Source organism: Streptomyces sp. NPDC087901 (genome assembly GCF_044742205.1).
Taxonomy (GTDB): domain Bacteria; phylum Actinomycetota; class Actinomycetes; order Streptomycetales; family Streptomycetaceae; genus Streptomyces.
On sequence record NZ_JBIUUC010000010.1, the window covers coordinates 238,101 to 258,745 of the forward strand.

Here is a 20,645-nt window from a genome sequence, read left to right on the forward strand (position 1 = left end):
TCACGCCCTCTGACTGCTGACGGAGACGGTCTCCCCGGTCATGTACGAGGAGTAGCCGCTGGCCAGGAAGACGATGACGTTGGCGATCTCCCAGGGCGCGGCGTACCGGCCGAAGGCCTCGCGCTCGGTGAGTTCGGCGAGGAGTTCCGGTGTGGTGACCTTCACCAGGTGCGGGTGCATGGCCAGGCTCGGGGCGACGGCGTTCACGCGTACACCGAAGTCGGCGGCCTCCAGTGCGGCGCACCGGGTGAGGGCCATGACACCGGCCTTCGCGGCGGCGTAGTGGGCCTGGCCGCGTTGGGCGCGCCAGCCGATGACGGAGGCGTTGTTGACGACGATGCCGCCGGTGTCCTGCTCCTTGAAGTGGCGCAGAGCCGTGCGGGTGCAGCGGAAGGTGCCGTTCAGCGTGACGTCGAGGACCTTGGACCACTGGTCGTCGGTCATGTCGACGAGGTCGGCCGTTCCGCCGAGCCCGGCGTTGTTGACGACGATGTCGAGGCCGCCGTGGCGTTCGGCGGCACGCGCGAAGAGGGCGTCGACCTGCTGCTGGTCGGTGACGTCACAGGGCAGTGCGGCGACGTTGTCCGCGCCGAACTCCTCCGCGAGGGCGGTGGCGCTCTCCTTCAGGCGGCGTTCGTGGGCGTCGCCGATGACGATCCGGGCGCCCTCCTCCAGGAACTTGCGGGCGGTCGCTCCGCCGATCCCGGCGCCCGCGGCGGCGGTGATCACCGCGGTGCGTCCGGCCAGGAGGGAGTGGCCCGGTACATAGGGCGGCTGCGGGGTCACGGACGGATCTCCTTGGGCAGGCCGAGGACACGCTCGGCGATGATGTTGCGCTGGATCTCGTTGGATCCGGCGTAGATGGTGTCGGAGCGGGAGAACAGGAACAGCCGCTGCCAGTCGTCGAGTTCGTAAGGGCCCTCGGGGGCGGTCATGCCGCCGGCACCCAGGACGCTCATGGCGAGTTCGCCGAGTTCCCGGTGCCAGGTGGCCCAGAAGATCTTCCCGATGGACGCCTCGGGGCCGGGTGCGCCGGCCGCGACGCCGTCGAGCATGCGCAGGGCGTTGCACCGGATGGTCTCAAGACCCGTCCAGGCGCGGGCGAGCCGGTCACGGATCAGCGGGTCGTCGGCGGCGCCGTTGCGCCGGGCGAGCTCGATCAGGGTTTCCAGCTCGCGCCGGAAGCCGACCTGCTGGCCGAGGGTGGAGACGCCGCGTTCGAAGCCGAGGGTGGCCATGGCGACCCGCCAGCCGTCGCCGGGTTCGCCGACGATGTGCGCGGCGCGGGTGCGGGCGCCGTCGAAGAAGACCTCGTTGAATTCGGAGGTGCCGGTCAGCTGCTGGATGGGCCGTATCTCCACACCGGGCTGGTCCAGCGGGACCAGGAGATAGGACAGGCCCGCGTGGCGGGTGGAGCCCGACTCGGTGCGGGCGACGACGAAGCACCACTGGGCGTCGTGGGCGAGTGACGTCCAGATCTTCTGTCCGGTGACGACCCAGTCCTCACCGTCCCGCTCGGCGCGCGTCCGCACGTTGGCCAGGTCGGAGCCGGCGTCCGGCTCGCTGTAGCCCTGGCACCACAGCTCCTCGACGGCGACGATCGGCGGCAGGAAGCGGGCCCGCTGCTCGGGCGTGCCGAAGGCCACCAGGGTCGGGCCGAGCAGTTGCTCCCCGATGTGGTTGACCCGTGCGGGAGCGTCGGCCAGCGCGTACTCCTCGTGGAAGGCGACCTGCTGCTCGATGGTCGCGCCCCGGCCTCCGTGCTCCTCGGGCCACCCCACGCACGTCCAGCCCTCGGCGGCCATGTGCCGTTCCCAGGCGAGCCGTTCGGCGAAGGCCTCGTGCTCACGACCGGGTCCGCCGCGGCCGCGAAGGCCCGCGAAGGCGCCGGTGAGGTTGGCGGCCAGCCAGCCGCGGATCTCGGTGCGGAACTCCTCGACGCTGCTCATGGGGGTACGTTAATCTACCAAACACTTGTTAGGGAAGGAGGGGCCGATGTCCGCTGCCCACGACGAACCGGTGCGCTACGAGAAGCGGGGCCCTGTCGCGACGGTGACCATGAACCGGCCCGACTACCGCAACGCGCAGAACTCCGCGATGACCTACGCCCTGGACCGGGCGTTCTACCGCGCTGCCGACGACAGCGAGGTGAAGACCGTCGTCCTGGCCGGGGCGGGCAAGCACTTCTCCGCCGGCCATGACATCGGAACCCCGGAGCGGGACGCGCATCTGCCGTTCGAGCGCCGGGCGGGACTCTGGTGGGACCACTCGGACAAGGAGGGCGCGGAGAGCCGCTTCGCCCGCGAGTCCGAGGTGTATCTGGGGATGTGCCGCCGCTGGCGGGAGCTGCCCAAGCCGGTCATCGCGTCCGTGCAGGGCGCGTGTGTCGCGGGCGGTCTGATGCTGGCCTGGGTGTGCGACCTGATCGTGGCCTCGGAGGACGCCTTCTTCGCCGACCCCGTGGTCCGGATGGGCATCCCCGGCGTCGAGTACTTCGCCCACCCATGGGTGATGCCGCCGCGGATCGCCAAGGAGTTCCTCTTCACCGGTGACCGGATGAGCGCGCGGCGCGCGTACGAGGTCGGCATGGTCAACCGGGTCGTCTCCCGGGACGAACTGGCCGCACGTACAGAGGAGTTGGCGCTGCGCATCGCGGAGATGCCGCGCATGGGCCTGGCGCTGACCAAGCGCGCGGTCAACCAGGCCGAGGACCTCCAGGGCATGCACACCGGCATGGATTCGGTGTTCGGCCTGCACCATCTGGCGCACGCGCACAACGCCGAGACCGCACCGGACTCACTCGGCGGCATGGACATCCGGGCGATGAAGAAGGCGGGCGCCTGATGGACCTCGATTTCGACGCGGCCGACGAGGCGTTCCGTACCGAGGTACGCGACTGGCTGGCCGCTCACGTCCCGGCCACTCCCCTGCCGTCCCTGGAGACGGCCGAGGGCTTCGCCGCCCACCGGGAGTGGGAGGCGGCCCTGGCCGCCGACCGCTGGTCGGTGGTCTCCTGGCCCGAGGAATTCGGCGGGCGCGGAGGCTCCCTGCTGCGCTGGATGGTCTTCGAGGAGGAGTACTACGCCGCCGGGGCCCCCGGCCGGGTCAGCCAGAACGGCATCAGCCTGCTGGCCCCGACCCTCTTCGAGCACGGCACCCCCGAGCAACGGGCCCGTGTCCTGCCCGCGATGGCACGCGGTGAGGTCATCTGGGCGCAGGCCTGGTCCGAGCCGGAGTCCGGCTCCGACCTGGCCTCCCTCAAGTCGACGGCCGTACGGACCGAGGGCGGCTGGCTGATCAGCGGCCAGAAGACCTGGTCCTCCCGGGCCGCCTTCGCCGACCGGGCCTTCGGCCTGTTCCGCAGCGACCCGGACGCGGACCGGCCGCACCGGGGGCTCACGTATCTGATGTTCCCGCTCGACGCCGAGGGCGTCACCGTGCGGCCCATCGGGCGGCTCGACGGGAAGCCCGCCTTCGCCGAACTCTTCCTGGACGAGGTGTTCGTACCGGACGAGGACGTCATCGGCGAGCCTGGCCAGGGCTGGCGGGTCGCGATGAGCACCACCGGCAACGAGCGCGGGCTCACCCTGCGCAGCCCGGGCCGCTTCACAGCCGCCGCGGACCGCCTGACCGCCCTGTGGCACGCGTACGGCGACCCTGCGGACACGGCGCTGCGCGACCGGGTCGCCGACGCGGTGATCGGGGCCCGCGCCTACCGGCTGTTCTCCTACGCGGGCGCCTCCCAGGTCCTGCACGGCGACGGTGGGCCCGCCGGGCCCACCTCCAGCCTCAACAAGATCTACTGGTCCGAGCTGGACATCGCCCTGCACGAGACGGCGCTCGACCTGCTCGGCCCCCACGGCGAACTCGCCGACCACGCGGCGGAAGCGCCGGACCACGGCAGCTGGTCCGAGGGATACACCTTCTCGCTGGCCGGTCCCGTCTACGCGGGCACCAACGAGATCCAGCGCGACATCATCGCCGAGCGGCTGCTCGGCCTGCCGAAGGGGCGCCGCTGATGCGTTTCCTCCTGGACGCCGAGCAGCGGGACTTCGCCCGCTCCCTCGACGCTCTGCTCACCTCCTGCGACACCCCGGCCGTCGTACGGTCCTGGGCGGCCGGCGACCACGGCCCGGGGCGCGCCGTCCAGGCCCGGCTGGCCGAGGCCGGGGTATTCGCGCTCGCGGTTTCGGAGAAGCACGAGGGGTTCGGGCCTCTGCCGCTCGAACTCACCCTCGCCTTCGAGGTGCTGGGGCGGCACGCCGTACCCGGACCGCTGGTCGAGACGGTTGCCGCGGCAGCCCTGCTGGACCGGCTCGGCGACGACCGCATCGCCGCCGACCGGCTGCCCGGCATCGTCTCCGGGAAGTCGGCCGTCTCCCTCTGTCTACCCTCGCTCGGCCCGTACGCCCTGGACGCCGACGCGGCCGACGCGGTGTTCGTGGTCGACGGTGACACCCTGCGCCTCGCCACGGGAACGGGGACCGTTCAGCCCTCGGCGGACCCCGCGCGGCGGCTGTCCCGGCCGTCGGACGGAACGGTCCTCGCCCAGGGTCCCGCGGTGGCCGCCGCCGCCGGGTACGCCGCCGATGTGGCCGCGCTCGTCACGGCCGCCCAGGCCCTCGGGGTCGGCCGGACCCTGCTGGCCCGCACCGTCGAATACGTCACCCGGCGCACCCAGTTCGGGGTGGCGATCGGCTCCTTCCAGGCGGTCAAGCACCGGCTGGCCGACACCCTGCTGGCCCTGGAGTTCGCCGGGCCGCTGGTGCACGGCGCCGCGCTCGCGCTCGCCGCGGGCGACGACGGGGCGGGAAGCGACATCGCCGCGGCCAAGGTCACGGCGGGCGAGGCCGCGTACGCGGCGGCGCGCACGGCCCTGCAACTGCACGGCGCCGTGGGCTACACCGACGAACTCGACCTGTCCCTGTGGATCCGCAAGGCACGCCCCCTGCGCGACGCGTGGGGCACCCCGGCCGCCTGCCGGGCCCGCGTCATGGGAGCGGACCGATGAGACTCGCGCAGGAACAGGAAGAGCTGCGTTCGGCCGTACGGTCGCTGCTGACGCGGTATCAAGCCGAGGCTGCCTGGACGCCGTTGACCGAGCAGATCGGCGCGGCCGGTCTGCCCGTGCCGGAGGAGTACGGAGGGGCGGGCGGCGGCGCCCGCGATGTCCATGTGCTGATGGAGGAGCTGGGCCGGACCCTGAGCCCGCTGCCGTGCCTGGGCTCCACGGTGCTCACGGTGGGAGCGCTGCTGGCCTCCGCCGACAAGGAGGCGTGCGGGCGGCTGCTGCCGGGTCTCGCCGAGGGCACCTCGGTGGGCACGCTGGCCTGGGCCGAACAGGGCTCCTGGGACCACGGGGCGATACGCGCCGAGGCGGTCCGGTCCTCCGGTGGCGCCTGGCTGATCACCGGGACCAAGGAGTACGTGCTGGACTGGCCCGGCGTGGACGTCCTGCTCGTCGCGGCCCGTACCGCCCACGGGGTGTCGCTCTTCGAGGTGGCGCCCGGCGCCGCCGGGGTCCGGCGGGAGCCCGTCGTGACCATGGACGGGACCCGGGCCCAGGCCCGGTGGGTGCTGGACGAGGCCGGGGGACGCCTGCTGGGCGTCGACGGCGACGGCGGGCGGTATCTGGAGCACGTCCGGGACCTGGCCTGCACGGCACTGGCCGCGGAGCAGGTGGGCGCGGCCGAGCGCTGCCTGGAGCTCACCGTCGAATACGCCAGGAACCGGGTCCAGTTCGGACGGCCCATCGGCTCCTTCCAGGCGGTCAAGCACCGGCTGGCCGACGCCTACGTCCTGGTGGAGTCGGCGCGTTCGGCGGCGCTCGGTGCCGCGTTCGCCGCCGACGAGGACCCGGGGGCGCTGCCCCGGGCCGCCGCCGTCGCCAAGTCCGTCTGCTCCGAGGCGTTCTCGGCGGTCGCCGGCGAGATGATCCAGCTGCACGGCGGGATCGGGATCACCTGGGAGCACGACGCGCACCGCTACTTCAAACGGGCGCACGGGGCGGGCGAACTGTTCGGGCCGCCCGCCCGCCATCGGGCGCGGCTCGCCGCCGGGCTTGGCCTGACCACCCACTGAACAGGTTCCAGTAGACGGAGAGAGGGGAGCAACACATGGACATCGGCAGCCCGTTGAACTTCACGGGACGCGTGGTCCTGGTCACCGGCGGTACCAAGGGAATCGGTGCCGCCATTGCCGGGGCCTTCCTCGGCGCCGGGGCGGACGTCGTCGTCTGCGGCCGCAACACCCCGGAGACCCTGCCCGCGGCCGGGGGCCGGGAAGCGCTGTTCGTACCGGCCGATGTGCGCGATCCGGCGGCGGCGTCCTCGCTGGTGGATGCCGCGGTGGAACGCTTCGGCCGGCTCGACGTCCTCGTCAACAACGCGGGCGGCTCCCCGGACGCCGACGCCGCCACCGTCTCGCCGCGGTTCGTGGAGAAGATCGTCGCGCTCAATCTGCTCGCGCCGTTCTATGTGGCGCAGGCCGCCCACCGCGTCATGCGGGCCCAGGACAGTGGCGGTTCGGTCATCAACATCGGCAGCGTCTCCGGCCGGGACCCGCAGCCGGGCACCGCGGCCTACACGGCGGCCAAGGCCGGGCTGCTGGCCCTCACCGAGGCGCTGGCCCTGGAGTGGGCGCCGGCGGTCCGGGTCAACCACATCACCACGGGGCTGATCCGCACCGAGAGCGCGGCGTCCGTGTACGGCCCGGACGGCGGCGCGGCGGTGGCGGGCGTCATCCCGATGGGACGGATGGCGGTCCCCGACGATGTCGCCCGCGCCTGTCTGTTCCTCGCGGGCGATCTGGCCGGATACGTCAACGGGGCGGATCTGGCGGTGCACGGGGGCGGGGAGTACCCCGCGCGCTATCTGGCGGCGAAGGCGGCCGGCGGGCCACGGTGACCGCTGCGGGGCGTGACGGGGGCTGTCCCCCCGTTCCGTCGGCCGGGTGGCCAGATGTTCCCAGGCCGGGCGGGCCCCTAGCGTCGTGCGGGTACCTCACACCCGATCCGAGGAGCACGATGCGCATCATCCGTCTGGCCACCGCGGGGCTCGGCCTGACCTGTTTACTCGCGGGCGGCATGCCCGCGTCCGCCTCGTCCGCCCCGCCCCGTGCCTCCGCCGAGCCGGCCCGCAGCCCCCTCGTCTGGGGGTCCTGTTCAGCTCAGCAGGAGGAGCTGCGCGCCGCGGGCGCACAGTGCACGAAGGTGAGCGTGCCCCTCGACCACGCCGACCCCGACGGCCCGACGATCGAGATCGCCGTCTCGCGGATCGCGGCGAGGGGAGGACACGGGAAGCGCCGAGGCATCCTGTTGTCCAATCCGGGCGGCCCCGGCGGCACGGGCCTGGCCAACACGCTCTACCTGCGGCCCGCGTTGAAGGACGCGGCCGACCGCTACGACCTGATCGGTTTCGACCCGCGCTTCCTGGGCGAGTCCACGCCCGTTGCCTGCGACCCCGCCGCCCCGGCGCCCGCTCCCGGCCCCACCACGAGCCGCCGCGCGGAGTTCGACCGGACCGTCCGTGACGCCCGGGAGACCGCGCGCCGCTGCCAGGAGCACGGCGCCAACGCCCGGCTCCTGTCGCACGCCACGTCCCGGGACGTGGCCCGTGACATGGACGCGATCCGCGCCGCGCTGGGCGAGCGCAGGCTCTCGTACTACGGCGTCTCGTACGGCGCCGATCTGGGCGCCGTCTACACCCAGATGTTCCCCCGCCGCGCCGACCGGATCGTCCTCGACTCGTCGACGGATCCCGCCGCCACCCAGTACCAGCTGTTCCAGCGGGCCGGCCTGCCGCTCGAAGAGGCACTGGACGCCTGGGCCGGATGGACCGCGCTGCACGACGGAACGTACCGGCTCGGCAGCACGCCCGCCGGCGTCCGCGCACGGGTCCAGGAGTTGCTCGACGGGGCGGAACTGCGGCCTGTCGTGGTCTCCGGTGTCCGCCTCACGGCACCGTTGCTGCGGCTCGTACTGAGGCAGTTCATCCAGCACGAGGAGCACGACCCGGCGCTCGCCTCCACGGTGCACGACCTGGTCGACGCCGCCGCGGGCCGGCCGGTCGAGCCCGGTCCGGAGCTCGCCTCCATGCTGGACATGCTCTCCTCCCCCGAACTGGCCGACAGCATGCTGGGCGGGGCGCTCTTCATGTGCGGGGACAGCGGCTGGCCCGCCGGGGGCTGGCCGAAGGACCCGGAGACGTACTGGCGCAACATGGAAGGCAGCCGCGCGAGCCAGCCGGTGTTCGGGCCGCTCGTGAACGGCATGACCGCGCCGTGCGCGTTCTGGACCAGCACTTCCCGCGAGCCCGCCACGGTGATCGACAACCACGTGCCCGCGCTGATGCTTCAGGCCCGGCTCGACAACAACGTCCCGTACGACGGGGCCCTGGCCCTGCACCGCCGCCTGACCGGTTCACGGCTGGTGACGGCGGACATCCGTTCCCATGGGGTGTTCGGGCGCGGGCTGGACGGCCTCACACCCGTCCCCTGCGCCGACCGGGCCGTCGTCGACTACCTGCGGGGCGGCAGGCTCCCCGCCGCCGACGTGACCTGTCGCCGTAGCGAGGTGGTCCGGTGATCAGCCGACGCAGAGGCCTGGCGACCGCGGCCGCGACCCTGCTCACCGGGGCGTCCGCCACCACCGCGGCCGCGGCCCCGTCCGGAACCACCGGGCCGCACACGGACGTTGGATCACACGCACGCCTCCAGCGCGATGTGGACGCGATCCTGGCCACCGGCGCCACCGGTGTACTGGCCGAGGTGCAGACCGCCGCCGGCCGGACAACGGCCCGGGCAGGCCGCACCGACCGGTCCGCCCCGTCGCGTCCGGTCCCCTGGGACGCGTACTACCGGATAGGCAGTGACACCAAGACCTTCACGGCCGTGCTCCTCCTGCAACTGGCCGGAGAGGGGCGGCTCGCGCTCACCGACACCGTCGAACGCTGGCTGCCCGGCGCGGTGCGGGGCGAAGGCAACGACGGCCGCAGGATCACGGTCGCCAACCTGCTGCGGCAGACCAGCGGACTGAACGACTATCTCGCCGTCTCCCCCGACGCAGCCGACGCGTTCACCCCGGCCGGGTACCTCCGCTCACGCTTCCGGTGCATGGCCCCCGAGGACCAGCTGAAGGCCGCCCTGGCATACCCGCCGCTCTGGCTGCCGCGCGCCGAACACCCTGAAAGGGAACGGCACTTCGGCTACTCGAACACCAACTACGTGGTGGCCGGCCTGATCGCCGAACAGGTGACGGGCCATTCCTGGGCGCAGGAGATCCACGACCGGATCATCGGACCACTGGGCCTGCGTCACACCCTCACACCGGGCACCTCGCCGTACGTACCGGCACCCACCGCCTCCGCGTACACCTGGTTCCCCGACGCCGGCCGGCCGGTCGACACGACGCTGGCGGCCGGCGGCGGGGCGGACGGCTCGCTCATCAGCACCACCCACGACCACGGTGTCTTCCTTCGTGCCCTGATGAGCGGACGGCTGCTGCGCCCGGCCCAGCTCGCCGCGATGAAGGAGACCGTGGCGGCCGACGACTGGATCACGGCCCCCGGAGTCCGCTACGGCCTGGGCATCGCCTGGCGGCCGGTGGCCGGGAGCCGCGACGGGATCTGGTTCCACGGCGGTACCCATCTGGGGACCGTCTCCGAGAGCGGGGTGACGCCGGACGGCGCACGGGCAGCGACCAGTGCGACCTTCAGCCTGCGGATGGACGACCCGGCGCAGGACGCCCAGGACGCCGCCGGGCGCCGGCTGACAGAGCGGGCGCTGACGGGCGGGTGAGCCGCGGGGTTCCCGGCGGCTGAGGAACACCGGGACGAGCACCCGGCGCGCTCATGACCGTGGGTGGGGCCGGGGTCCTCGCCGCTGTCGGCGAGGGCCCCGGCCTCGGGTTATCCCCACCCCGGATCCGCCAGCAGACGCCATGGCCCGCCGTCACCGTGATCCGTAGCGTCGAATCATCGGCTCGAAGGATCGTGAAAAGGATGGACATGAGGCAGCGCGGCGGCAAACGACAGCAGACGGACGACCGGCCGGAGGTCCAGGGCGCACCCGGTCCCGCCGTCGAACTGCGCGGTGTCCGGCGGCAGTACGGCCGTGGCACCGGCGCCGTGCACGCCCTCGCAGGCATCGATCTCGCCCTGCCGCGCGGCACGTTCACCGCTGTCATGGGCCCGTCCGGCTCCGGCAAGTCCACGTTCCTCCAGTGCGCCGCCGGCCTCGACCGGCCATCGGCGGGCTCGGTGCGCCTGGGCGGTACGGAGATCACCGGCATGCGCGAGAACGAGCTCACCGAGCTGCGCCGCAGCCGCCTCGGCTTCGTCTTCCAGGCCTTCAACCTGCTGCCCTCCCTCACCGTGGAGCAGAACGTGCTGCTCCCGATGCGCCTCGCCGGGCAGCGCCAGGACCGCCGCCTGGCCCACGCCGTTCTCGCGCAGGTCGGCCTCGCCGACAAGGCGAAACGGCGGCCCGGCGAGCTCTCCGGCGGCCAGCAGCAGCGCGTGGCCATCGCCCGCGCCCTGGTCACCGCCCCGGACGTGATCTTCGCCGACGAGCCCACCGGCGCCCTCGACACCGTCACGGCCGCCGAAGTCCTCGGCCTGCTCCGTCACGCGGTGGACGCCCTGGGCTCCACCGTTGTCATGGTCACCCACGACCCTGCGGCGGCCGCCTGGGCGGACCGCGTGCTCTTCCTCGCGAACGGGACCTTCGCCGGCAGCCTGGAGCGCGGCTCGACGGAGCAGATCACGGCGCACATGGCCGCGCTCAGCTCCCGGACGGGCGCGATGGCGGGGGTCGCTGCGTGATGCGCTTCGCCCCCAACGGCCTCGCCCGCGCGGCCGTCCGCTTCAAGCCCGCGTCGTTCGCCGGCACGTTCGTCGCGCTGATGATGGCGGCGCTGATCGTCTCGGCCTGCGGCATCCTCCTGGAGACCGGCGCCCGCGCGTCGGTGCCGGCCGACCGGTACGCGAAGGCCCCGGTCGTCGCGGCGGCGGACCAGTACGCCCGCCTCGTCACGGGCAGCGGCGACAGCCGATCCGAGTCGGCGAGCCCGCTGCCGGACACCGCACGCGTGGACACCGCGCTGGCAGGCAAGGCTGCCCGCGTACCCGGCGCGGAGACGGCGGTGCCCGACTTCACGTTCCCGGTGCGTATGGGCGAGGACGCGCTGACGGGCCACGGCTGGGGATCGCACGCCTTCACCGGCGCCGCGCTCACCTCCGGGGCCGCGCCCCGTACCGGCGAGGTCGTGCTCGACGACGCCACCGCACGGGCCGCGAAGGCCCGCGTCGGCGACACCGTCGCACTCGACACCGCCACCGGACGGGCCGGCTTCCGAGTCTCGGGACTGGCGAAGGCCGGCTCCGGCGACACGGCCGAGAGGGCCACGGGCTGGTTCACCGACGACCAGTCCCCCGTGCTCGCCGGGCATCCCGGCAAGGCCGACGCCATCGCCGTACTGGCGAGGGACGGGGCGTCCCCCGCGGACACCGCGGCCCTCTCCGCCGGCGTGAAGAAGGCGCTCGCCGGCTCCGGCGCCGAGGTGCACACCGGCGACGGCCGCGGCGCCGTCGAAGATCATGGACTCGCGTACGCCAGGGAAACGCTCACCGGGCTCGGCGGCTCTTTCGGCGGCATCGCCGCCCTGGTCGCCGTCTTCACTGCATCCGGCACGGTCGCGCTGTCCGTCGCCCAGCGCGCCCGGGAGTTCGCGCTGCTGCGGGCCGTCGGCGCCACCCCGCGGCAGATCCGCCGCGCGGTCGCTTCCGAGGCGCTGCTCGTGGCGCCACTGGCCGGAATGATCGGCTGCCTGCCGGGGATCGGGCTCGCGCGCTGGTGGTTCGCCCAGCTGAAGGACCGCGGGGCCGTCCCGGGCGCCGTGGAGCTGCACGTCTCCTGGATTCCGCTCGTCGTCGCCGTCGGCACGGTGCTGCTGACCGCGCTCACCGCCGGCTGGGCTGCCGGACGCCGGCCGGCGAAGATCAAGCCGGGTCAGGCACTGTCGGAGGCGTCGGTGGAGCGGCTGCGGCCCGGCGTGATCCGTACCGTGCTGGGTCTGGGCGCCCTGGCCGGCGGCGGATTCTTCACCGTCTTCGCCGCCCGCTCGGCCGGGGACGACGCGGCCAACGCCGCCCTCGGTGTCGTCATGCTGTTCATGCTCGCCGTCGCCCTGCTCGGCCCGCTGGTGGCGCGGCTGTGCGCGGCACTGTTCGGGCTCGCACTGGACGGCAGCGGCGCCGCCCCGGCCACGCTCGCTGCCGCCAACTCCCGTACGAACGCCCGCCGGCTGGCGTCCGCGATCACCCCGATCGTGCTGGCCATGGCCTTCGTCTCGACGCTCGCCTTCATGCACACGAGCGAGAGCCACGTCGCCGCGAAGCAGCTACGCGCCGGCGTCACCGCGGACCACGTCGTCACGCATCACGCCGGGCTGCCCGCCGACGCCGTCGGCCGGGCCGCCCGCGCGCCCGGCGTCGACGCGGCCGTGGGCCTCCTCGACACGCAGGTGCTCGTGCCCGTCGGGTCGGGCGGCGACCGGTGGCTCCAGGGCTCGTCGGCCCAGGGCGTCTCCGGCTCCGGCGCGCAGCTCGGACAGGTGCAGGACCTCGATGTGCGCAGCGGCAGCCTGGACCGGGTCGGCAGGGGCCGGATCGCCATCGACAGGACGCTCGCCACGTCGGCGGGGGCCGAGGTCGGCGACAAGCTGCCGATGTACCTTCCGGACGGCACCAGGACCAGCCCCGAGGTCGTCGCCGTGTACGGCCGTGGGCTCGGCCTGGCGGCCGTGACCATGGACCGCGCGTCGCTGGCCGCCCATGTCACCTCGGGCTTCGACACCACGTTGCTGGTACGGGGCGGCGACGCGAAGGCACTCGCCCCGCTGGGCACGGTCACCGACGCGTCCGGCTACGCGGTCGAGCAGACCACCGACCGTGAACTCAACGCCTGGGCGAACTACATGATGGCCGGTGTCCTGGGCGGTTTCGCCGCCCTCGCCGCCGCCAACACCCTCGTGATGACCGTTCTCGACCGCCGCCGCGAGCTCGGCATGCTCCGCCTCGTCGGCGCCACCCGGCGCCAGGTGATGGGCATGCTGCGCTGGGAGGGCCTGCTGGTGGCGGTGGCCGGCATCGTCCTGGGCACGGCCATCGCCGCGGCCACCCTGATCCCGATGATGCGCGGCCTGACGGGCGAGGCCCCGTACGTGCCCCCGCTCGTGTACGGGTCCTTCGCCGCGGCCGCGGTGGGCCTCGCCCTGCTTGCCGTCACCCTTCCTGCGCGAGCGGCGCTCCGGGAACGGCAGGGCTGACGCGGGTCTGCGGTCGCGAGGTCAGACCAGGTTGTCCTCGACCGTCAGGCCGAAGGCTCCGCGGCCGTACATGGCGAGGGCGCGCTCCACGTCGTTGGCGACGTGGACGCTGCCCGCGTGGGCGTCGCGCCAGGCACGTTCGACGGGGTTGCCGCGCCGCAGCGCGTTGCCGCCTGCGGTCTTGAAGAGCAGGTCGATCGCGGCGACGGCCCGTTCGGTGCCCCGGACCTGGTCGCGCCGGGTGCGCAGCCGCAGCTCCATGGGTATCTCCCGCCCGGCGGCGGCGAGTTCGGACAGCTCGCGCAGGTTCCGGTCCATCTGCAGCACGGTCGCGTCGATGTCGGAGGCGGCGCGCGCGATGGCGACCTGGGCGAACGGGTCCTCGGCGAAGCTGCCGCCGCCCAGGCTGAGCCGCACCCGCTCCTTCATCCGCGACACATACGACGCGTAGCCGCCGGAGACGGCCCCGATCACCGGTGCGGTGACGGCGCTGGTGAAGAGCGCGCCGAACGGCAGCCGGTACAGCGGCCCCGGGTTGACCTGCTGTCCCGGTACCTTCAGCTGCGCCTGCTCGTAGTTGCGGAGCACGCGGTGGGCGGGCACGAAGGCCGAGTCGACGAGGACGTCGTTGCTGGCGGTGCCGCGGAGGCCGACCACGTCCCACATGTCTTCGATGCGGTAGTCGGACCGGGGCACCAGGACGGTGAGGAAGTCCACCGGCCGCCCCTGCACCCCGACGACGAGGGCTCCGAGCAGCGCCCACGAGGCGTGCTCGCAGCCCGAGGAGAAGCTCCACCGGCCGGCCAGCTCGTAGCCGCCTTCGACGGGGGTGAGCCGCCCCACAGGGGCGTACGACGAGGAGATACGTGTGTCCCGGTCCTCGCCCCACACGTCCTCCTGCGCCTGCCGGGGGAACAGGCCCAACTGCCAGGGGTGGACGCCCAGAACGGACGCCACCCAGCCCGTGGAGCAGCAGGCTGCGGAGATCTCGCGCACGACCTGGTAGAAGGCGACCGGATCGCCCTCCAGGCCGCCGAACCGGGCCGGCTGGAGCATCCGGAACACACCGGCCCCGGACAGTTCACGGATCGTGGCGTCCGGGATGCGCCGCGCCTCGTCGGTGGCGGCTGCCCGCTTCTCGATGGCCGGCAGCAGGGCGCGTACCGATTCCAGAACCTCGTTGCCCACAGTGCGTCCTCCATAGCCTTGTTGCCCGGTGAGGCGTGTCGGTCAGACCGTCCGCAGGGCGGTCTTGTCCACCTTTCCGGTGGCATTGCGCGGAAGGGTCCCGAGGACCACGACCTCGCGGGGGACCTTGAAATTGGCGAGCCGGTCGCGGCAGTGGCCGACGAGCTCGTCCGGCTGCGCCCCCGCGCCGGGGCGGAGCGTCACGTACGCGCGTCCGACCTCGCCGAGGCGCGCGTCCGGCATCCCGACCACGGCGGCCTCGGCGACGGCGTCGTGGCCGGCGAGCACCTGCTCGACCTCCGCCGGGTAGACGTTGAATCCGCCGACCACGAACATCTCCTTGGAGCGTCCTGTGAGGACGAGGTTGCCGCGCGGGTCGAGGTGGCCGATGTCTCCGGTGTCGAGCCAGCCGTCGGCGTCGACGGCTGCCGCGGTGGCCTCCGGATCGTCGAGGTAGCCGTGCATCACGTGGTAGCCGCGTACCAGGATCCGGCCGTCCTGCCCGGCCGACAGCGGGCGCCGGCCGTCGTCGGCGACACGTACCTCGGTGCCGTCGATGGGACGTCCCGCGGTCAGGGCCACGGTCTCGGCGTCGTCGTCCGCCGAGCAGACGGTGACCGTGCCGCAGGTCTCGGTCAGTCCGTAGGCGGTGAGCACCTCGGGGAAGAGCTCGGCGCGCATCCCCGGACGAGGGTGACCGGCACGACGGCCGCGCCGGTCACCGCCAGCCGCAGCGACGAGAGGTCGAAGAGGCCCCGGCCCGGCGCGTCCAGCAGTTCCGTGTAGATCGTGGGCGGGCCGGGCAGTACGGTGATCCGTTCGGCCTCGACGGTGCGCAGGGCCCGGTCCACGTCGAACACCGGCTGCAGCACCATCGTGGCGCCGCGCAACAGGCAGGCGAGTATGCCGGCCTTGTAGCCGAAGCAGTGGAACATCGGGTTGATGACGAGGTAGCGGTCGCCGCCGGTGACTCCGGTCCGGCCGCTCCAGGCCCAGTAGGTGGCGAGGTTCTGCCGGTGCGTGGCCATGGCGCCCTTGGGGCGGCCCGTCGTACCCGAAGTGAAGAGCAGGTCGGAGGGGTCGTCGGGGTGTACGGCGGCGGTGCGTGCGGCCGTCTCGGCGTCGGGCAGGTGCGCTCCGCGGCGGAGGAACTCCTCCCAGGGCAGGGAGCCGGACGGGGTGGTGGCATCAAGTGTCACCACCTGTTCCAGCGCGGCCGGTCGGGACTCCGCCGCTCCGTCGTCCCCGGTGGTCAGCATGGACAGATAGTCCTTGCCGAGGAAGCCGTTCTCGACGAACAGCAGCCGTGCGCCGCTGCGTTGCAGGAGCAGGCGCGCCTCGGCGCCCTTGTAGCGGGTGTTGACGGGGACCAGGACCGCGCCCGCCGACGTGGTGGCGAGTGCGGCGACGACCCAGCGGTGGCTGTTGGGCGCCCAGACGGCGATACGGTCACCGGGCCGTGTACCGAGCGCGATGAGCGACTTCACGGTCGCCCGCACCAGGTCGCGATGGTACGAGCAGTTCTACGTCGACGTGGCCGATGTGAAGCCGGAGATGACGGACCGCTTCGAATTCGAGCTGGACACCACACGTCCCGTCGAGGCGTGGCAGAAGGAGGTCGAGGTGAACCTCGCCCGCAAGGCCGCCGCCGCCGAGGGCAGGCCGGTCTGATGCGGGCCGACAACCGGCTCACCGACGGAGCGCCGATGCGGCCGCTGGCGTGCGAACGCTGCACCGCGCAGGTGCTGGTGCGCAAGAGCAGCTGCCAACAGACGAGTGTGCAGTGGAACGGCAGGGCGGTGGCCCTCTGCGCGGAGCACGAGGGGGCCGGTGCGGCCTTCGAGGGCTGCGGATCCCTGCGTGACACGATCCGCGAGGCCACGCTGCGGGGAACGATCGCCCTCGTGGACGAGGGCGGAGCCGGCCGGCAGCGCACATGAGCACCGGTGGCCGGCGCTGCCCTCCCCGCACCGGGTCGCGGACCCGGTGCGTGCTCAGCGGGCCACAGCGGTCTCCCTGTCGATGCGGGACAGCTTCTCGGGGTTGCGTACGGCGTAGAGCCCGGCGATGAGGCCGCCTTCCAGGCGTACCGCCAGGACGGTGTCGATCGCACCGCCCGTCAGCACGATCAACGCCGGGTGGCCGTTGACCTGGGCCGGCCGCAAGGTCGCCGTGCCGATCCTGCGGAGTACGTCGGCCACCAGGTGTGCACCCACGACGGGCTCCAGGGCGGCCCGGACGACTCCACCGCCGTCGGTCAGCAGCACGACGTCGGGGGCGATCATGTCGAGCAGACGCTGCAGGTCGCCCGTGGCGACCGCCTGCTGGAAGGCCGCGAGCACACCGCGTGTCTGGGCCGGCGAGACGACCTCGCGCGGCCGGCGTGCCGCGACATGGGCCCGTGAGCGGTGGGCGATCTGCCGGACCGCGGCAGCCGACTTGTCGACGGCCTGCGCGATCTCGTCGTAGCCGAGATCGAAGACCTCTCGCAGGACGAACACCGCCCGTTCGGTCGGCGCGAGCGTCTCCAGTACCAGCAGCATCGCCATGGACACGCTGTCCGCCAGCTCGATGTCCTCGGCGACATCGGGCGCGGTGAGCAGGGGTTCGGGCAGCCAGGGGCCGACGTAGGACTCCTTGCGCCGGCGCAGCGTACGCAACCGGGTCAACGCCTGGCGCGTGGTGACGCGGACCAGAAAGGCGCGCGGGTCCCGCACCGTTGTCTGGTCGACGCCCGCCCAGCGCAGCCAGGTCTCCTGCAGGACGTCCTCGGCGTCGGCGGCCGAGCCGAGCATCTCGTAGGCGACGGTGAAAAGCAGGTTGCGGTGGGCGACGAACGCCTCGGTGGCCGCGTCCGTACTCGCCGCTCGTGGGCCGCTCCCGCTCCCGCTCGCGTCGGCCGCCCGCTCGGTGCCCTCGTCCATCGTCGTCTCCTGTCTGTCGCGTCCTCGTCCGTGTCACGCACAAGTCGCCGCTCCACCCGCTCCTGTGACAGGAAGTCCTGGTGGCCTACGTCACATCGCCGTCCTGTCACGGGGCCGGGGCGGGCGGCGACTCATGGGCATCAGGACGCCGCACGGACGATCCGCGCGGCACACGATCCCACGAGTGAGGACGTTGAGATGGAACCCCGTATGAACCTGTTCGAGAACGAGACCGGCGCCAGGATCGGCAAGCGGATCTTCGCCGTCAGCCAGGTGATCCAGGCGTCGACGCTGGCGGGGTCCACCCAGGAGCTGGTGCAGTTGCGCGCCAGCCAGATCAACGGCTGCGGCTTCTGCATCGACATCCACGGCAAGGACGCGGCGGCCGCAGGCGAGAGCGCGGCCCGGCTGAACCTCGTCGCCGCCTGGCGCCACTCCACGGTGTTCAGCGAGGCCGAGCAGGCCGCGCTGGCGCTCACCGAGGAGGGCACCCGCATCATCGACGGCTACGAGGGGGTCTCGGACGAGACCTGGGCCCGGGTCCGCAAGCACTACGACGACGACCAGACCATCGCGCTGGTCTCACTGATCGCCATGATCAACGCGACCAACCGGCTCGGCGTGATCCTCAATAACCAGGGCGGCGCCTACACACCGGGCGCGCTGGCCGCCGTCGCCGACTGATCGCCCGCGCTGCCCAGGGCCCGCCTCGGTCCTTCCGCCGCGGCGGGCCCTGGGCAGGCCTCGGGCAGCCGCACGGCGCTGAGCCAACCGTGCGGAACCCCGGTCCGTGCTCAGCCCCCGACCGCCGCCGCGCTGCCGGCCCGCCGTCCGAAGAACGTTCCGTCACCGAGGGAGGTGCCGCTGACGTACCCCTCCCCGTGGATGCCGGAGGCGGCCCGCCCCGCGGCGAACAGCCCGGGGACGGGATCCCCGGACACGTCCAGGACCGCACCGTCGACCGTCGTGTGCAGCCCGCCCAGCGTGAACCCCGCGGCCCCCGTCCCGCCCGCACCGGGCCGCGCGCCCCGGTGGAAGCCGGCCCGCGGGTCGACGGCCGCGAACGGCCCCGTCAACGGCCTGAGCCAGCGGGGGTCCTTGTGGAAGTACGGGTCCTGACCGTTCGCCGCGTGCGTGTTGTACGTGCCGACCGTGGACTCCAGGGCGCCCTGCGGCATCCCGAGTTCGGCCTCCAGCTCCGCCAGGGTCTCCGTGACGAACCGGGGAACCACACCCCAGCGTTCCTGCTCGGGTATCGACTCGTATCCCTCCTCGTCGATGATCACCCAGTAGGGGGCGGGCTGGGTCAGCACGGCGGCCACGCTGAAGAGGCCGGGATAGACGTCCTCGTTGATGAAGCGCCGGCCGTGGGCGTTGACCAGCATGCCCCGGGTGACCATCGCGGGCAGCGCGGTCAGCGCCAGTTCCACCACGCTCATCCGCCGGGTGGCGGCGCCCATCGCGGCGGCCATCCTGATGCCGCTGCCGTCGTCCAGTCCGTCGCTGACCTTGCCGTGGCCGATGAGGTGCGGGGCATGGTCGGCCAGCATCTCCTCGTTGTCGGCGAACCCGCCGGTGGTCAGCACCACGCCCTTGCGGGCCCGGAAGGCGAGATCCTGGCCGTGCCGGCGTGCGGTGACCCCGACGACCCGGCCGCTGTCGTCGACGATGAGAGCGGTGGCCAGGGTGTCGGCGTGTACGGCGGCCCCGGCCTCCTCGGCGGCGGCGACCAGTTCTCCATGACCAGCCAGCCGCCGAACGCGTCGGTGGCGCAGCGGTGGCCACGCGGCGCGGGACGGGCGATCTCGTTGTACGGCCAGGCGTTCTCGCCCAGCCACATCAGCCCGTCCTTGGTGGTCGGCATCCAGGTCGGTGCGTCCCACAGGCTCGGCTCGAAGGTCAGCCCGCGGTCCACGAACCACTGGAAGTGCTCGGTGCTGCCGTCGCAGTACAGGCGCAGCTTCTCCTGGTCGGTGTGCGGCCCGAGCGCGGCATCGAGGTAGGCGAACATGTCGTCCGCGCTGTCCTCGAAGCCGCAGGCGCGCTGCACCGGGGTGCCGCCGCCGAGATACAGTTCGCCGCCGGACAGGGCGGATGACCCGCCGGGTCCGCCGGCCCGCTCCAGGACGAGGACGTCGGCGCCCGCCGCGGCGGCCTCGTACGCGGCGGCGGCTCCGGCGCATCCGTAGCCGACGACCAGTACGTCGGTCTCCCCGTCGTAGTGGCCGCCGGTCCCGGCCGGGACCGGCGTCACCGGCCGGGTGGTTCTCATGTGGCTGTCCCGGGCGGGGTGAAGGCTGCGAGAGGTTCGGATCCGGACCAGTCGTGACCCCAGTAGCTGTCGGCGGTGATCTCCTCGGCTGTGTAGTGCGCTTCGTCGACGCGCATCCCGTCGTAGCCGTACTCGAGGTCCCAGCCGCCGGGTGCGCGCACGTAGAACGACACCATCTTGTCGTTGGTGTGCCGCCCCAGGGTGGAGGAGAGCGAGAAGCCCTGCCTGGTCACGTCGTCGAGGGCGCGGCCGACCGCGTCCAGGCTGTCCACCTCGACCATCAGGTGGACGAGGCCGGGCGCCTCGCCGTGCGGTGCGCCGCAGACGGCGAGGCTGTGGTGGCGTTCGTTGACACCCATGAAGCGCACGCGGCGGGGCGGGGCTTCGGACGACCGGTCGCCGACCCGCATGGCGCCGCGCGGCAGGAAGCCGAGCACCTCGGTGTAGAAGGCCACCGTCTCGTCCGGGCAGGTGGTGGGCAGCACTACGTGTCCCATTCCCTGACCGCCGGTGACGAATCGCTGGGCGAGAGCGGTCCGCACGGGACTGTGATCGAGGATCGGGGCGAAGAACACCTCGACGGGCACTCCGGCCGGGTCGTCGAAGGTGATGCCCTCCTCGACGCCCCGGTCGTCGGCCTCCTCGCGGCCGAGCGGTTTCACCGCCGTGCCGGACGCCTCGACGGCCCGGCCGACCGCGGCGAGCGCGAACTGGTCCCGTACCTCCCAGCCGACCGACAGCACCCGGTCGCTGTCGCCGGGCAGGACGACGAGCCGGGCGCGGCGCTCGTCCATACGCAGGTACAGGCCTTCCGGGTCGGGCCCGGAGCCCTCGGCGAAACCGAGGGCTTCCACGGTGAGTTCGCGCCAGCGGGCGACGTCACGGGACTGGACCCGGAGATATCCGAGTCCGCGGATCTGCGTCTGTGTCATGGAGG

The 20,645-nt window shown here is 72.9% G+C and carries 19 protein-coding genes and 1 pseudogene; 12 read left to right on the forward strand and 8 right to left on the reverse strand.

Annotated features, from left to right (window positions below; all coding sequences use genetic code 11):
• Together ACIOEW_RS28350 and ACIOEW_RS28355 are read right to left on the reverse strand one after the other, a co-directional pair.
• Window positions 1-786, reverse strand: coding sequence for an SDR family oxidoreductase (locus ACIOEW_RS28350; protein ID WP_401966972.1), 786 nt, complete (start codon window positions 784-786; stop codon window positions 1-3).
• Window positions 783-1,949, reverse strand: coding sequence for an acyl-CoA dehydrogenase family protein (locus ACIOEW_RS28355; protein WP_401966974.1), 1,167 nt, complete (start codon window positions 1,947-1,949; stop codon window positions 783-785). The genes ACIOEW_RS28350 and ACIOEW_RS28355 overlap by 4 nt, the downstream gene beginning before the upstream one ends.
• A gap of 46 nt (window positions 1,950-1,995) precedes the next feature.
• Here ACIOEW_RS28355 and ACIOEW_RS28360 point away from each other — a divergent pair, with 46 nt between their 5' ends.
• The 9 genes from ACIOEW_RS28360 to ACIOEW_RS28400 all read left to right on the forward strand — a co-directional run bounded on the left by ACIOEW_RS28360 (window position 1,996) and on the right by ACIOEW_RS28400 (window position 13,324).
• Window positions 1,996-2,844 carry an enoyl-CoA hydratase gene (locus ACIOEW_RS28360; RefSeq protein ID WP_362547652.1) on the forward strand — a complete coding sequence of 283 codons (849 nt, stop codon included), beginning with the start codon at window positions 1,996-1,998 and terminating at the stop codon, window positions 2,842-2,844.
• Window positions 2,844-4,019 carry an acyl-CoA dehydrogenase family protein gene (locus tag ACIOEW_RS28365; RefSeq protein ID WP_401966977.1) on the forward strand — a complete coding sequence of 392 codons (1,176 nt, stop codon included), beginning with the start codon at window positions 2,844-2,846 and terminating at the stop codon, window positions 4,017-4,019. The genes ACIOEW_RS28360 and ACIOEW_RS28365 overlap by 1 nt, the downstream gene beginning before the upstream one ends.
• Window positions 4,019-5,011, forward strand: a complete 993-nt coding sequence (locus ACIOEW_RS28370) for an acyl-CoA dehydrogenase family protein (RefSeq protein WP_401966980.1) — start codon at window positions 4,019-4,021, stop codon at window positions 5,009-5,011. The genes ACIOEW_RS28365 and ACIOEW_RS28370 overlap by 1 nt, the downstream gene beginning before the upstream one ends.
• Window positions 5,008-6,081 (forward strand): acyl-CoA dehydrogenase family protein, encoded by a 1,074-nt coding sequence (locus ACIOEW_RS28375; protein WP_401966983.1) that lies wholly within the window; start codon window positions 5,008-5,010, stop codon window positions 6,079-6,081. Before ACIOEW_RS28370 ends, ACIOEW_RS28375 begins: the two co-directional genes overlap by 4 nt.
• A 35-nt stretch (window positions 6,082-6,116) precedes the next feature.
• Window positions 6,117-6,905, forward strand: coding sequence for an SDR family oxidoreductase (locus tag ACIOEW_RS28380; RefSeq protein ID WP_362547640.1), 789 nt, complete (start codon window positions 6,117-6,119; stop codon window positions 6,903-6,905).
• Between the two features lie 119 nt (window positions 6,906-7,024).
• Window positions 7,025-8,584 carry an alpha/beta hydrolase gene (locus ACIOEW_RS28385; RefSeq protein ID WP_401966987.1) on the forward strand — a complete coding sequence of 520 codons (1,560 nt, stop codon included), beginning with the start codon at window positions 7,025-7,027 and terminating at the stop codon, window positions 8,582-8,584.
• Window positions 8,581-9,795, forward strand: coding sequence for a serine hydrolase domain-containing protein (locus ACIOEW_RS28390; protein WP_362547634.1), 1,215 nt, complete (start codon window positions 8,581-8,583; stop codon window positions 9,793-9,795). The genes ACIOEW_RS28385 and ACIOEW_RS28390 overlap by 4 nt, the downstream gene beginning before the upstream one ends.
• A 209-nt stretch (window positions 9,796-10,004) precedes the next feature.
• Window positions 10,005-10,820: an ABC transporter ATP-binding protein gene (locus ACIOEW_RS28395; RefSeq protein ID WP_362547991.1), complete on the forward strand. Its 816-nt coding sequence runs from the start codon at window positions 10,005-10,007 to the stop codon at window positions 10,818-10,820.
• A complete protein-coding gene (locus tag ACIOEW_RS28400) occupies window positions 10,820-13,324 on the forward strand; it encodes an ABC transporter permease (RefSeq protein ID WP_401966991.1) in 2,505 nt (834 codons plus the stop codon). The genes ACIOEW_RS28395 and ACIOEW_RS28400 overlap by 1 nt, the downstream gene beginning before the upstream one ends.
• A gap of 21 nt (window positions 13,325-13,345) precedes the next feature.
• On the opposite strand, the gene hsaA is transcribed toward ACIOEW_RS28400, so the two are convergent.
• Genes hsaA through ACIOEW_RS28415 form a run of 3 tightly spaced genes read right to left on the reverse strand, consistent with a single transcriptional unit; the run spans window position 13,346 to window position 15,999 of the window.
• Window positions 13,346-14,512, reverse strand: a complete 1,167-nt coding sequence (gene hsaA, locus ACIOEW_RS28405) for a 3-hydroxy-9,10-secoandrosta-1,3,5(10)-triene-9,17-dione monooxygenase oxygenase subunit (protein WP_401966994.1) — start codon at window positions 14,510-14,512, stop codon at window positions 13,346-13,348.
• Between the two features lie 42 nt (window positions 14,513-14,554).
• A complete protein-coding gene (locus ACIOEW_RS28410; RefSeq protein ID WP_401966997.1) occupies window positions 14,555-15,193 on the reverse strand; it encodes an AMP-binding protein in 639 nt (212 codons plus the stop codon).
• Window positions 15,148-15,999 carry an AMP-binding protein gene (locus tag ACIOEW_RS28415; protein WP_401966999.1) on the reverse strand — a complete coding sequence of 284 codons (852 nt, stop codon included), beginning with the start codon at window positions 15,997-15,999 and terminating at the stop codon, window positions 15,148-15,150. The genes ACIOEW_RS28410 and ACIOEW_RS28415 overlap by 46 nt, the downstream gene beginning before the upstream one ends.
• Between ACIOEW_RS28415 and ACIOEW_RS28420 the strand changes: the two genes are divergently transcribed.
• Both ACIOEW_RS28420 and ACIOEW_RS28425 read left to right on the forward strand, forming a co-directional pair.
• Window positions 15,986-16,183 carry a hypothetical protein gene (locus tag ACIOEW_RS28420; protein WP_401967002.1) on the forward strand — a complete coding sequence of 66 codons (198 nt, stop codon included), beginning with the start codon at window positions 15,986-15,988 and terminating at the stop codon, window positions 16,181-16,183. The two genes, ACIOEW_RS28415 and ACIOEW_RS28420, sit on opposite strands and share 14 nt — an antisense overlap.
• Window positions 16,183-16,452: a ferredoxin gene (locus ACIOEW_RS28425; RefSeq protein ID WP_401967004.1), complete on the forward strand. Its 270-nt coding sequence runs from the start codon at window positions 16,183-16,185 to the stop codon at window positions 16,450-16,452. Before ACIOEW_RS28420 ends, ACIOEW_RS28425 begins: the two co-directional genes overlap by 1 nt.
• Window positions 16,453-16,506: 54 nt before the next feature.
• Here ACIOEW_RS28425 and ACIOEW_RS28430 read toward each other — a convergent pair whose 3' ends face one another.
• A complete protein-coding gene (locus tag ACIOEW_RS28430; RefSeq protein WP_401967007.1) occupies window positions 16,507-17,436 on the reverse strand; it encodes an RNA polymerase sigma-70 factor in 930 nt (309 codons plus the stop codon).
• A 198-nt stretch (window positions 17,437-17,634) separates the two neighbouring features.
• On the opposite strand from ACIOEW_RS28430, the gene ACIOEW_RS28435 reads away from it, so the two are divergent.
• Window positions 17,635-18,120: a carboxymuconolactone decarboxylase family protein gene (locus ACIOEW_RS28435; protein ID WP_401967009.1), complete on the forward strand. Its 486-nt coding sequence runs from the start codon at window positions 17,635-17,637 to the stop codon at window positions 18,118-18,120.
• A gap of 110 nt (window positions 18,121-18,230) precedes the next feature.
• Here ACIOEW_RS28435 and ACIOEW_RS28440 read toward each other — a convergent pair.
• Both ACIOEW_RS28440 and ACIOEW_RS28445 read right to left on the reverse strand, forming a co-directional pair.
• A pseudogene (locus tag ACIOEW_RS28440) lies at window positions 18,231-19,708 on the reverse strand (FAD-dependent oxidoreductase).
• Window positions 19,705-20,640 carry a VOC family protein gene (locus ACIOEW_RS28445; RefSeq protein WP_401967013.1) on the reverse strand — a complete coding sequence of 312 codons (936 nt, stop codon included), beginning with the start codon at window positions 20,638-20,640 and terminating at the stop codon, window positions 19,705-19,707. The pseudogene ACIOEW_RS28440 and the gene ACIOEW_RS28445 overlap by 4 nt, the downstream one beginning before the upstream one ends.
• Between the last annotated feature and the right edge of the window lie 5 nt (window positions 20,641-20,645).

Excerpts from the sequence above, each read along its gene's own strand:
- ACIOEW_RS28410 (WP_401966997.1), bottom strand. The coding sequence starts at position 15,193 with ATGCGCGCCGAGCTCTTCCCCGAGGTGCTCACCGCCTACGGACTGACC.
- ACIOEW_RS28360 (WP_362547652.1), top strand. The coding sequence starts at position 1,996 with ATGTCCGCTGCCCACGACGAACCGGTGCGCTACGAGAAGCGGGGCCCT.
- ACIOEW_RS28400 (WP_401966991.1), top strand. The coding sequence starts at position 10,820 with ATGCGCTTCGCCCCCAACGGCCTCGCCCGCGCGGCCGTCCGCTTCAAG.
- ACIOEW_RS28395 (WP_362547991.1), top strand. The coding sequence starts at position 10,005 with ATGAGGCAGCGCGGCGGCAAACGACAGCAGACGGACGACCGGCCGGAG.
- ACIOEW_RS28370 (WP_401966980.1), top strand. The coding sequence starts at position 4,019 with ATGCGTTTCCTCCTGGACGCCGAGCAGCGGGACTTCGCCCGCTCCCTC.
- ACIOEW_RS28430 (WP_401967007.1), bottom strand. The coding sequence starts at position 17,436 with ATGGACGAGGGCACCGAGCGGGCGGCCGACGCGAGCGGGAGCGGGAGC.
- ACIOEW_RS28385 (WP_401966987.1), top strand. The coding sequence starts at position 7,025 with ATGCGCATCATCCGTCTGGCCACCGCGGGGCTCGGCCTGACCTGTTTA.
- ACIOEW_RS28445 (WP_401967013.1), bottom strand. The coding sequence starts at position 20,640 with ATGACACAGACGCAGATCCGCGGACTCGGATATCTCCGGGTCCAGTCC.
- ACIOEW_RS28365 (WP_401966977.1), top strand. The coding sequence starts at position 2,844 with ATGGACCTCGATTTCGACGCGGCCGACGAGGCGTTCCGTACCGAGGTA.
- ACIOEW_RS28435 (WP_401967009.1), top strand. The coding sequence starts at position 17,635 with ATGGAACCCCGTATGAACCTGTTCGAGAACGAGACCGGCGCCAGGATC.
- ACIOEW_RS28380 (WP_362547640.1), top strand. The coding sequence starts at position 6,117 with ATGGACATCGGCAGCCCGTTGAACTTCACGGGACGCGTGGTCCTGGTC.
- ACIOEW_RS28375 (WP_401966983.1), top strand. The coding sequence starts at position 5,008 with ATGAGACTCGCGCAGGAACAGGAAGAGCTGCGTTCGGCCGTACGGTCG.
- ACIOEW_RS28425 (WP_401967004.1), top strand. The coding sequence starts at position 16,183 with ATGCGGGCCGACAACCGGCTCACCGACGGAGCGCCGATGCGGCCGCTG.
- ACIOEW_RS28420 (WP_401967002.1), top strand. The coding sequence starts at position 15,986 with ATGAGCGACTTCACGGTCGCCCGCACCAGGTCGCGATGGTACGAGCAG.
- ACIOEW_RS28355 (WP_401966974.1), bottom strand. The coding sequence starts at position 1,949 with ATGAGCAGCGTCGAGGAGTTCCGCACCGAGATCCGCGGCTGGCTGGCC.